Here is a 12,144-nt window from a genome sequence, read left to right as displayed (position 1 = left end):
CCGCATCGGCAACGTCCAGAGTGCGGCCGGCTCCGGCCAAGTTGGGCGCGGGCCCGGCACCGCCGCGCAAGTCGCGGACGGTGAACCGCGAAGCCCCGCTCATGCCGGCAGGTTCGGCATGCTGTGGCTCACGGCACTCGCCTTCGCGCTTGGGAAGCAGGCCCAGGCCGCCGAGCCGAACGTCACACTCCTGGACGACGGCAACATCACATACAAGGATCTCGAGCACGGCGCATTCGAGTTGACCACCAAGGAAGTGATCCCTCGACATTTCCTCGTTGAGGATCCTGGACAGACTATCATCCTGCGTTCGCAGGGGTCCTCGATCAGCGTCAGTCAGAGCACAAACTCCGCGGCGCGAATGGCCGAATTGCAGGCGGCCCAGCAGGAAGCGCTCGCCACCTTCGAAAAAGGACTGGGGTCGACGGGATCGAGCACGCCTCCTCCCCTCGAGCAGCTGCCCGTGCAACCGATCAATTTCATCCCGATCGATGATTCGACCCCGGTGCAGGATTTGCCTGCTTTGCCTGCTGTGATCCTCGCATCAGTCCCGGAGATGATTATCGGGCAAACCCCGGCCCCACCGCCAACGCCGCCGACGCTGAATGCGGCGATTGGGCCGACCGAGATCGACACGACGGTCTTTGACCTCTTCACCGCGACAAGCGGCACTTTCCTTGCCAGCAGCCCCAACAGTGGCGCCACGCTGACCTTCAGCATCAGCGGGGGAACCGGCGGCAGCACCGTGATCGACGGGGTAACCTACGATGTATCGAAGGTTGGTCCTTACGGCACGCTTTATGTCGATAGCACGACCGGCGCCTATACCTACGTTCCGGATAGTGACGCGATCAACGCGCTGACCGAGCCCACGACCACGGACTTCACGATCACCGTATCCGACGGCACGCTCTCGGCCGCTCAACCCTTTACGATTGCCATCAACGGCACCAACGACGCGGCCATCATCTCCGGCGCCACCAACGGCACGGCGATCGAGGCCAGCGCCGTCGCCAACGCCGCGCTCGGTACGCTGAGTGCCACCGGGACGCTCACCAGCACCGACGTCGATGATGCGCCCAATACTTTTACGGCGGTTGGCACTCCGACCGCGAGCGCGAGCGGCTTTGGCACCTTCACGATGACGGCGGCCGGCGTATGGACCTACACGGTCAACGACTCCAACAGCGCGGTGCAGGCACTCAACGTCGGCGACAAGCAGACCGACTCCTTCACGGTGACCACGATCGACGGCACCCCCCAGGTGGTGACAGTCACCATCAACGGCACCAACGACGCAGCGGTCATTTCCGGCACCACAGCCGGTTCCGTGACCGAGGACGGTGGCACCAAGTGCGACCTGCCTACCGCGACCGGCACGCTCACCGCCGCCGACGTGGACAACGCACCGGGTTTTACGGCGGTAGATTGTCCGACGGTCAGCGATGGCGGCTATGGCACCTTCACGATGACGGCGGACGGCGTGTGGACCTACACGCTCGACGACGCCAATTGCGCGGTGCAGGCACTTAATGTCGGAGACAAGCTGACCGACACTTTCAAGGTGACCTCCCTGGACGGCACCGCGCAGCTGGTAACTGTTACCATCAATGGCACCAACGACGCCGCCATTATTTGCGGAACCAAGCAAGGCTCGGTCATCGAGGCTGGCGGCGCGGCCAATTCCGTATCTTGTAAACCAACCGCGACCGGCACGCTCACCGACACTGACGTCGACAACACTCCCGACACATTTACCGCGGTCGATTCGCCAAAGGCGAGCACGGGCGGCTATGGCACCTTCACCATGACGACGGATGGCGTCTGGACCTACACGCTCGATAATACCAACTGCGCAGTGCAGGCACTCAATGTCTGCGACAAGCTGACCGACTGCTTCACGGTGACAACCATCGACGGCACCCCGCAGGTGGTGACGATCAGCATCAACGGCGCCAACGACGCTGCCGTCATTTGTGGCGCCACGACCGGCTCAGTAACCGAAGCTGGCGCTTGCACATACGGCACGCCGATCGCGACCGGCGCGCTTACCGATACCGACGTCGACAACACACCCGATACCTTCAAGGCAGTGTGCTCGCCGACGGCGAGCGATGCCGGCTATGGCACCTTCACGATGACGGCAGATGGCGTCTGGACCTATAAGCTCGACAACGCCAACTGCGAAGTGCAGGCGCTCGACGACTGCGACACGCTGACCGACTGCTTCACAGTGACCACCATCGACGGCACCGCACAGGTGGTGACAATCACCATCAACGGCGCCGACGACGCGTTCCACTTCAAGGACAAGATGTCCGACGTCAGAACTCCTGACGTCATCGACCTTGCAGAGGACATCCCGGCGTCGAGTAGCTCCGCCGAAAACGCTGCAGCAACCAGTGCGCCGCCGGCGATTTCAGAGGCAGACCAACCGATCGAGCTGTCTGCACAATGGTCCGGCACCTCCGTTTGGAACCAGCCGGTTAACGTTGTCACTGCCCTCGCGCCGCAAGATCTGATCGTGTGACGGAGCCGCGCCGATTTCAGCCCCGCCATTCCCGCGACGCGTGCCGCCCTACTTCGCTTCGCTCGCCTTGATCCCTGAGCTTTCAACGAGCTTGGCCACCCGTGGCAGGTCGGCGGCGAACAGGCGCGCATGCGCCTCGGGCGACAACTCGTTGTCGGGAAACGGCAACGTTCCGAGCTGCTTCAGTTTCTCCAGCAGGACGGGATCGGACAGAGCCGCGCGGAGCGCCGAGTTCAGCGCAGCTATGGTCTCCTTGGGCGTGCCCTTCGCCACGTAGAGCCCATGCCACATCGAATAGCTGACCTCGGGCATGCCGAGCTCGGCGGTGGTCGGCACGTCCTTCAACTGCTCAAGACGTTGCGGCGACGTAATGGCGATGCCGTGAAGTGTTCCGGCCTGAATTTGCGGCAGCGCGTTGGTTACCTGATCCCACAGCAGATCGATCTGCCCCGCCAGCAGATCGGAGATGGCCGGAGCCGACCCGCGATAAGCCGCGACCGTCGGCTTGAAGCCGAGCACATTGCCCATCATCACGGCGCACAAATGACTGTTGGTCCCGAGACCACCGTGCGCGAAGTTCGCCTTGTCGCCCTGCGCCTTGATCCAGTCCACATAGTCCTTTGGCCCTGAGCCTGGGATCGACTTGCGGCCGATCAAAACCATCGGCGCGTTGTTGACGAGGCCAACCGCCTCGAACGCCGTTTTGGTATCGTACCGCAGGTTGATGAACAGGCTGGGCGCCGCGAGCAGCGCGACGTGATTGATCAGCACTGTTGAACCGTCAGGCGCCGATCGGGCGACGCGATCATTGGCCAGCGTGCTGCCGCCGCCGACCACGTTCTCAATAATGACGGTCTGGCCGAGCGTGCGCGACATCCGCTCGCCAATCAGACGTGCGACGGTGTCCGTGCCGCCGCCGGCCGCGAACGGGACCACCAGCGTCACGGTCTTCGGGGTCGATTGCGCATGGGCCTGCGGCGAAAGCGCCGCAATCAGCAGACCAACGCCCATGACGGCGCTTCTAAAAGGGAGATTGATCACGATGGCGTCCTCCAAAGTCTTTGTTTTTTGTTGTTGTGCCGCATTTGTTGCGGACGTGCGCGTTGGCGATGCCACGCCGCGGAAAACAGCGGGGCACCGCATGACTGCGGATCATGCTGATTGCGGCTCTGCAAATCAATTACAAAGCGAGCGTAGCTCGCCGGCAGACCGCCGTGATACGATCTCCACAAGGGACGGATAGAACTGGGGCTGATAGCACTGGGAACGGATTGAATGGGACAGGCTGCATATGTCGCGGTCGATTGGGGCACGAGCAGTTTTCGGCTTTGGCTCGTCGGCCGTACCGGCAACGTATTGGGGGAACGCCGCAGCCACGAGGGCATGATGGCGGCGGGCAAGCTCGGCTTCGCGACCGTGCTGCAATCGCATCTGGAAGCCGTCGGCGCCGCGCCTGGGCTGCCCGTGGTCGTCTGCGGCATGGCCGGCGCCCGACAGGGATGGGTTGAAGCCGGCTATGTCGACACGCCGGCGCGGCTCGCATCGATCCTCAAGCATGCCGTCCCGGTGCCGGGACAGAACCGTGACATCCGCATCCTCCCGGGCATCGCGCAGCGAGACCCCAAGGCGCCGGATGTCATGCGGGGCGAGGAGACGCAGTTGCTCGGCGCCTTGGGCACGGACGCGGCTGACGATGCGGTCGTCTGCATGCCGGGCACTCATTCGAAGTGGGTCAGGGCGAATGGCGGTATCGTCGAACGCTTCGCTACGTTCATGACGGGAGAGCTGTTCGACGTCATCTCGCGAGAGACGATCCTGTCCCACGCGGTGACCGGCGCCGATCAAGCGGAAGATATCGACGCCTTCAAGTCGGCGGCTATTGCCGCCTTTGAGACGCCTGCCTTCGCCGCCAATCTGCTGTTCCAGGTGCGATCGGGTCAGCTCCTTTATGGCGGCACGCCATCCTCGGCACGCGAGAAAATATCGGGAACGTTGATTGGTCTCGAATTGGCGGCAGGACTCGCCGGAGACGTACCCAGCACCGGCATCACGTTGGTGGCGTCAGGGAGGCTCCAGATGCTTTATCAGTTGGCATTTGACACGGTTTCCGTTCCTGTCAGATCAATCGGAGCCGAGGACGCGGTCCGTCGCGGCCTTTCGATGGCCGCGGAATCGATTTGGAACGTATAAAGGATCAGACGATGAGCGTTGTCCCATTCCCCCCGATGAAGCGGCCGCTGGTCGCGATCCTGCGCGGCGTGAGGCCCGAGGAAACGCAGGATATTGTCGGCGTGCTGGTCGACAACGGCATGACCGCGATAGAGATCCCGCTCAACTCGCCGGATCCATTCCGCTCCATCGAGATCGCGGTCAAGAAGGCCCCTGCCGGAATCCTGGTGGGTGCCGGCACCGTCCTGACGCTGGAAGCCGTCGAGCGGCTCCATGACGTTGGCGGCCGGCTCCTGGTAACCCCCAACATCGATCCCGAAATCATTGCCCGCGCCCGGGCGCACGGCATGGTCACGATGCCCGGCGTCTTTACGCCGACGGAGGCGCTGCTTGCCGCCAAGGCGGGAGCCTCCAGCCTCAAGTTCTTTCCGGCGAGCGTGCTTGGCGCTGCGGGCATCACCGCCATTCGCGCCGTTCTTCCCGCAGACCTGATGATCGCCGCTGTGGGTGGCGTCTCGGACACGAATTTTGCGGAGTATACGAAAGCCGGCATTACAGCGTTCGGCCTCGGCAGCAGCCTCTACAAACCCGGCATGACGGCCGCGGAAGTCGCTGTTCGCGCCAAGGCGACGATCGACGCGTACGACAGAGCGATTCAACAGGCGAGGTAGACGGGCATGCCGCGCCGAAGCGAAGGCGGGTGGCGGAGAGAGTGTCAGTCAATCCCCATTGAATGATCGGGAATTTCCGGCCTTCGTAGACCGAAACCCACCGTTTGAGCAACGGCCGTAAAATGGGACTTCGCCCCTGACCACAACCTGTTCCGCCGATGGCCCGTCATCCACGAAAATGCCACCAAGCGACTCACATGTTCCGGATCGTGTCGGGCGCGCCAGTGTTTAAGGCATGTCTTGCAATACGCACGTTTTGAGCGTCGCGCCGGGTAAGCAATAGCTAAGCACCTGCGTCTCGCTCTCATCGATCACCTGAAGGCTCGATCTTTTATTCGAATGTAGCCCCGCTCGGTTGGGGCCCCATGGCGCCTCGATTGGAGCGTCAAAAGAGCTAATTCCCGCTCTGCTCACGATCGGCACGAGTGTCTTGGCTCCTTTCACCAATGGAGTAACCTTGATGGTGTATGCCGATGACGGGCGACGCGAAGCCGAGCAATACCGCACCGGCGACCTCCTTGGGCATCGCCGCCACCAGCGCTCCTTGCCGCCCTTGCAGTATCGATGATCCAGTTCCTCGACGTAAGCGTTCTCCCTACAGCGTGCCAAGGAGTCTGCTGGCCGTCCGGATATCCGCGGTATCGGAACCTTCGGCAAAGCCTTCAACGGCCGATTGCAGCAACTGCTTTGCGTCGTTGCGCCGTTGCTGCCCGGCCAAGAGTTCTGCGAGATCGATCGCGGTTCGCAACTCCCATGCCCTTGCGCTCTCGCGACGGCTCAGCTCGAGCGATTGCATGAACTCGACCTGTGCTTGGTCGCGATTTGGCTGCGGCTGGGACAGGAGAACCTTGCCCTTCACGCGCAATAGTTCCGGCATGTAAAGGTGGTCTCCACATCGCTCGACCAGCGCGATCGCCTCGTCGATCAGGCGCATTGCCTGCTCGAACCGTCCGAGTGCGAGCAGGCCTTGAACCAGCGCGAGATTGAACGTGGTTGTGAGCAACTCGTAGCCGGCATCGTGCAGCTCCTCGAGGCAGCCCTTGATTGTTTCTACGCCGCTGCGCGCGTCCCCCCGCAAGATCGCGAGTTCGCCTTTGACGCCTCGCCCCACCGCAAGATAGGGGCCCATCGAGCGCGACTCGGCATGGGCGATGAATCGATCGATGTCGGCTTCGGCGCCGTCGAGATCACCGCTCCAAAGCGCGATGGAGACGGCCCAGATCAACGCAATGCACAGCGTGATCGGATGATCCATCTGGGCCGCCTCGGAGACAGTTTGCTGCGCCAGCTGCAGCGCATCCGCCGGCCGACCCTGCAGCCACAGCTCTCGTGCCAGAGTGATGCCCGCCCGGTTGCGATGATCGAAGCCGTAGACCGTACTGATCCGATCCGTGCCCGGTCCCTGCCAGGCGATTTCCAACATCTTCAGTGCGTCGCGGTGCTTGCCGGCAAGGTGCAGCGACACCCCCGCCAGAGAATGAGCGAGCGCGATGGACGCCGCGTCACCGAGCGCACCAGAAACTGCAAGGCTCTGCTGCGCATAGCCGAGCGCGGCCTCGAACTGTCCCATCCGCTCGTGGAAGATGTGCATCCGGCCGAGCAGCTGAAGCTGGTTCATCGTATCGCCGCGCGCCGTTGCGATCTCGAGGCTTCTGCTCAAAGCGCCGCGGGCTGCGTCACTGCCGCCGCGCGTGAACATCAGCGTCAATCCGAGGGCGGCCTGGAGGTGCATTTCCTCGGCGCTGCCACGCGCCTGAGGCTCGATCGCGCGCAGCGCTCGTTCCGACCAGCGGCGGCATTCGACGAGCAGCGACATGGCCAGGAAAATCGGAGCCGCCGCGGCGGCGAGCGCGATCCCGATGCCGACGTCGCCGCCGTTGAAGCACCAGTCCAGCGCGGCGCGCACATTGTGGAGGGCGGAGAAATGGACCGCCCGTTCGTCGGCGCTCGGCACCGCAGCCCAGGTCGTGCCGGCCTGATCCAGCCAGCGTCGATAATACGAGGCGTGGCGGGCGGCGAGCGCTGCCCCGTCGGCCTCGATCTTGAGAAGATAGGCTCGCGTCGTATCGAGAAGACGGTAGCGCATCATGGCGCCGATCGGGCGCGGCGCGACCATCGACTTGGCGACGAGGCTGTCTATGGCGTCGAACAGAACGGAGCGGTCGACGCGGTCATCCGGCACGACCTCGAGGGCGGCGTCGATGGTGAAATGTCCGGCGAAAACAGCCAACCTGCGCAGCACCAGGCGTTCGAGATCGGACAACAGCCCGTAGCTCCAGTCAAGCGTCGCCTGCAATGTCTGCTGCCGCGGCGGCGCGGTGCGCTGGCCCTGCCACAGTAGGCTGAGCCGCTCGTCGAGCAGCGCCGCGGTTTGCACGAGGCCATAGGCCTCGACCCGGCCTGCAGCGAGTTCAATCGCCAGCGCCATGCCGTCGAGCTTGCGGCAGATGCCAGCAACGATTGCCGCATTGGAATCGTCGAGCGCGAGCTGCGCGCCGCCGGCCGTCGCTCGTTCGAGAAAGAGCTGAAGCGCAGGATAGGTCCAGGCGACGGCGGCTGTCAGTCCGGGGCCGTCGGGCGGAACGGCCAAGGGCGCCAAACGATGCACCTGCTCGCCTTCGACTCGCAGCGCCTCCCGACTCGTGGCCAGGATGTGCACATGCGGCGCGGCCTGGAAAATCTCGGCAGCCAACGGAGCGGCTGCCGAGATGACGTGCTCGCAATTGTCCAGGATCAACAGCATCCGCTCGTCCCGCAGATGCGCGAGGAGTGCGGGCATTGGATCGTCGGCCTGGGCTGGCAGACCGAGCATCAGCATGATCGAGGTGATGACGAGATCGGGATCGCTGAGCGCGGCCAGATCCACGAAGTGCGCGGCGTCGGCGAACGTCTCGAGCAAATCGTGAGCAATCGTCACCGCAACGGCGGTCTTGCCGACGCCGCCGGGGCCGACGATCGTGACGAAGCGTGAAGCCATCAGCTTCTCCGCCACCGCACTGATTGTATCAGCCCGACCGACCATCCGCTGCAGCCGGTTCGGCAGTTTGACGGGTGGCAGCTCCATCTGCGGCTCCGGGCGCCGCTTCGCCGCAAGACTCGCGCGCGTGATCGGCGCCACGAAGCAATAGCCTCGTCCCGACAGCGTGGTGATGTAGCGGGCCTCGCCCTTGCCGTCGCCGAGCGCCTTGCGGAGCGCCGCGACATGGAAACGCAGATTTGCTTCCTCGACGGTCATGCCGGGCCACACCGAGGCTATCAGCTCCCATTTGCTGACGACCTCGTTCGGGCGCGACATCAGCGCGATCAGAGTGTCAAACGTCCTGCCGCCCAGGGGCAGCGCGACGCCGTCCCGCATCACCAGCCTTTCATGCGGCGTCACCGTGAACGGCCCGAATGATAGTGTCTCCGCCGCACGATTCGCCGGCTCGGTCATAACGAAAACGTGTCCTTTCGCCGGAACCGCATAACCAGTGCGCCGCGATCCGGCAAGCTGGGACGTTGCATCGATATCATGCCGCGCATGCAGTCCTCGTTAGCCGCGGCCTTACAATTTCTCACAAATCCAAACGGGTGTCCTTCGGGCGCGGCTGGTAGTCGTTTTGCGTGACAACAAGGACACCTTCATGACGAAAACCGCAAAGCTGCTTTACACGGCCCGGACCCACACCACTGGGGGACGCCTTGATGGCATGTCGCGCAGTTCCGACGGCCGCCTGGATGTAAGGCTCTCGCCGCCCGGTGCTGCGGGGATCGGCACCAATCCGGAGCAACTGTTCGCGGCCGGCTGGTCCGCCTGCTTCGAGGGCGCCCTGGAGATCGCGGCGCGCAGGCGGAAGATTGTCCTGCCGCGGAAATGCGCGATCGATACCGAGATCGACCTCGTCCTGGAGGAGGACGCTTACTCCCTCAGGGCGCGCCTCAACGTCAGCCTGCCCGATCTCGACCGCGACATCGCGCGCGATCTGGTCGATGAGGCGCACCGGATCTGTCCCTACTCCAAGGCCGTCCGCAACAATCTCGACGTCTCCGTCAACCTGATCTGACAGGCCTCATCACCGGTTCGGCCGGACGTACCGGCCGGTACATCATCCAACCCTCAACAAGGCAGAAGCAAGATGAAGCAGATTTTTGACCAGCATCGGCGCCGGTTTTTCGGTGTGGCGGCAGGGACCGTCGCTGTCGGTCTCGGTGTGATCGAGCTCGCACGCGCCGAATCGGAATCGCCGCAACCGTCCGTCACGAACGCATCCTTCGGCGCCCTCAATCAGATCGATGCCGGCGTTCTGAACGTCGGCTATGCGGAGATGGGACCGGCTGGTGGCCCCGTCGCCATCCTGCTCCACGGCTGGCCCTACGACATCTACGCCTTCGTCGATGTCGCGCCGATCCTGGCGCAGGCCGGCTATCGCGTCATCGTCCCGTATCTGCGCGGTTACGGAACGACGCGCTTCCTCTCCGGCGAGACGCCGCGCAATGGCGAGCCTGCCGCGATGGCCGTCGACATCATCGCATTGATGGACGCGCTGAATATCAGGAAGGCCGTCGTAGCCGGGTTCGACTGGGGCGCGCGGACGGCCGACATCATCGCCGCGTTGTGGCCCGAGCGCTGCCGGGCCCTGGTGTCGGTCAGCGGATATCTGATCTCGAGTCAGGCCGCGGGAAGCGCACCGTTGCCGCCGCAGGCCGAGCTGCAATGGTGGTACCAGTTCTATTTCGCGACCGAGCGCGGCCGTATCGGATACGAGAAGTACACGCACGATTTCGCCAAGCTGATCTGGAAGCTCGCTTCGCCACAGTGGAAGTTCGACGACGCCACATTCGACCGTAGCGCGGCGGCGTTCGACAACAAGGATCATGTCGCGATCGTGATCCACAACTACCGCTGGCGGCTCGGACTCGCCCAGGGCGAGCCGAAATACGAGCACGTCGAGAAGCGGCTCGCGGCCGCTCCGGTCATCGACGTGCCAACGATCACGCTCGAGGGGGACGCCAACGGCGCGCCGCATCCGGACGTCAGTGCCTATGCCAAGAAGTTTTCGGGCCACTACGAGCATCGCCTAATCACGGGCGGCATCGGCCATAACCTACCCCAGGAAGCGCCGAAGGCCTTTGCGAAGGCTGTCGTCGATGCCGACCGCGCCTGAGGATATGTCAGCACCTCGGTCCAGTCCGGCTGGATCGAGGATCAATTCTCGAACTCAGCTTGGTACAGAGTCATGACCTCGACGGAACCTGAAAAGAAGAGATCGCCCTACGCCACGGTCATCGTGGTGGCCGTGATCCTCCTCGTCGTTCTCCTCACTTGCATGCCATACCTGCTCTCGATGACCCTTGCGCAGGCGCCCGCGGCACGCGCCGAGGCATCGCCAATCTTCGGCGTCACCATCCCGGATGGCTACAAGCAGTGGGAACTGATCGCGCCCGCCGAGGAGGCCGCTCCCCTGAATGAGCTGCGCGCCGTCGTCGGCAACCAGACCGCGATCGACGCCTACAACGACGGAAAGCTACCGTTCCCCGATGGCACCATTCTCGTCAAGCGCGCCTGGAAGCGGACGAAGTCTCCCGAGTTCGCATCCGCCACGATTCCCGGCGCCGCGACCACAGTCCAGGTGATGGTCAAGGACTCGCGCAAATACGGAGCGACGGGCGGTTGGGGCTTCGGCCGGTTCGTAAACGGCAGGCCGGTCGACGAGGGGCAGCACCGCACCTGTTTTGCCTGCCATGAAGCTGGTGCGAAGGACCACGACTACGTCTTTACGCGCCTCGCCCCATGAGCTGCGAGAACAGTTGCGAAAACCCATCCGCAGCAACTTATCCGGAGATATCTCATGAAGACCTGGTTCATCAGTGGCAGCTCCAGAGGTCTGGGGCGTGCCATACTGGAAGCCGTGCTCGCTGTGGGTGATCGAGTGGTCGCATCGGCGCGGGATCCGGAACCGCTGCAGCCGCTGCTCGAACGCTTTGGCGAAAGACTGCGGATCGCAAGGCTCGACGTGACGGATGACACCGCTGCGCAAGCGGCCGTCCGCCTTGCCGAGCAGGCGTTCGGCGGCCTCGATGTGCTCGTGAACAATGCCGGCTACGGCGATCTCGGATCGGTCGAGGACACCAGCCTCGACTCATTCCGCCAACAGATCGAAGTCAACCTGCTCGGGACCATCATCGTCACCAAGGCTGCGATCCCCGTTCTGCGCCGGCAGCGCCGTGGGCACATCGTGCAGCTCTCGTCCGTCGGCGGCAGGATCGGCGCACCAGCGCGTGCGGCCTACTCCGCCGCGAAATGGGGGATCGAAGGTTTCTCGGAGTCGCTCGCCCGCGAGATGGCCTTGGTCGGCGTGCACGTGACGATCGTGGAGCCCGGCGGCCTCCGCACCGGCTTTGCCCAGGCCGCGCATGCGGCCGATGAAGGGCGTAGCGAGTACGCCCCCGTCGTCGGCGCTGCCGTGAGGATGCAGCGCGCTTACGATGGCCGCCAGCCCGGCGATCCCGCCAAGGCGGCTGCCCTCATCCTCAAGCTCGCGGAGCTGGATCGTCCACCTCTGCGGGTTGCGCTCGGCAGCGATGCGGTCGACGCGATCGCGGCAGCCGATCGTCAGCGCCTCGAAGAACTCGAGAGGTGGCGCGCGCTCAGCGTATCGACGGACTATTGATCGCCTTGCGCTCGCGCGTGGAGACAGAACTCTACTCCGCCGCCACCGTCTGCTGCGTGCGCCAGTGTCCGAGCAGAGCGCGCAGCGAAGCCATGAGACGGGCCTGGAGTGCTCCACCATGAAA

At 63.9% G+C, this 12,144-nt stretch carries 9 protein-coding genes; 7 read left to right on the top strand and 2 right to left on the bottom strand.

Annotation, left to right across the window (positions count from 1 at the left end; genetic code table 11):
• The first annotated feature begins 118 nt into the window (after nt 1–118).
• A complete protein-coding gene (locus tag V1294_RS05270; protein WP_334495590.1) occupies nt 119–2,530 on the top strand; it encodes a VCBS domain-containing protein in 2,412 nt (803 codons plus the stop codon).
• 48 nt (nt 2,531–2,578) lie between these two features.
• Here the strand turns inward: V1294_RS05270 and V1294_RS05265 are convergent, their stop codons facing one another.
• Nucleotides 2,579–3,541 carry a tripartite tricarboxylate transporter substrate-binding protein gene (locus V1294_RS05265; protein ID WP_334488412.1) on the bottom strand — a complete coding sequence of 321 codons (963 nt, stop codon included), beginning with the start codon at nt 3,539–3,541 and terminating at the stop codon, nt 2,579–2,581.
• 264 nt (nt 3,542–3,805) lie between these two features.
• Between V1294_RS05265 and V1294_RS05260 the strand changes: the two genes are divergently transcribed.
• Nucleotides 3,806–4,720 (top strand): 2-dehydro-3-deoxygalactonokinase, encoded by a 915-nt coding sequence (locus V1294_RS05260; protein WP_334495589.1) that lies wholly within the window; start codon nt 3,806–3,808, stop codon nt 4,718–4,720.
• Nucleotides 4,721–4,731: 11 nt separating this feature from the next.
• Complete coding sequence (locus tag V1294_RS05255; RefSeq protein WP_334488406.1) at nt 4,732–5,370, top strand: 2-dehydro-3-deoxy-6-phosphogalactonate aldolase; 639 nt, start codon at nt 4,732–4,734, stop codon at nt 5,368–5,370.
• A gap of 595 nt (nt 5,371–5,965) precedes the next feature.
• Here the strand turns inward: V1294_RS05255 and V1294_RS05250 are convergent.
• Entirely contained in the window at nt 5,966–8,803 is a 2,838-nt protein-coding gene (locus V1294_RS05250; protein ID WP_334495588.1) for an ATP-binding protein, read from the bottom strand.
• Between the two features lie 190 nt (nt 8,804–8,993).
• On the opposite strand from V1294_RS05250, the gene V1294_RS05245 reads away from it, so the two are divergent.
• From V1294_RS05245 to V1294_RS05230, 4 genes are all read left to right on the top strand, one after another.
• Nucleotides 8,994–9,413 carry an organic hydroperoxide resistance protein gene (locus V1294_RS05245; protein ID WP_334495587.1) on the top strand — a complete coding sequence of 140 codons (420 nt, stop codon included), beginning with the start codon at nt 8,994–8,996 and terminating at the stop codon, nt 9,411–9,413.
• Nucleotides 9,414–9,485: 72 nt separating this feature from the next.
• Entirely contained in the window at nt 9,486–10,514 is a 1,029-nt protein-coding gene (locus tag V1294_RS05240; protein ID WP_334495586.1) for an alpha/beta fold hydrolase, read from the top strand.
• A gap of 72 nt (nt 10,515–10,586) precedes the next feature.
• A complete protein-coding gene (locus V1294_RS05235; RefSeq protein ID WP_334495585.1) occupies nt 10,587–11,144 on the top strand; it encodes a cytochrome P460 family protein in 558 nt (185 codons plus the stop codon).
• A 54-nt stretch (nt 11,145–11,198) separates the two neighbouring features.
• Entirely contained in the window at nt 11,199–12,020 is an 822-nt protein-coding gene (locus V1294_RS05230) for an SDR family NAD(P)-dependent oxidoreductase (RefSeq protein WP_334495583.1), read from the top strand.
• Nucleotides 12,021–12,144: the final 124 nt, after the last annotated feature.

Origin of the sequence: Bradyrhizobium sp. AZCC 1678, assembly GCF_036924765.1 — a bacterium.
Taxonomy (GTDB): domain Bacteria; phylum Pseudomonadota; class Alphaproteobacteria; order Rhizobiales; family Xanthobacteraceae; genus Bradyrhizobium; species Bradyrhizobium algeriense.
This window is presented reverse-complemented; position numbering and strand designations above follow the sequence as displayed.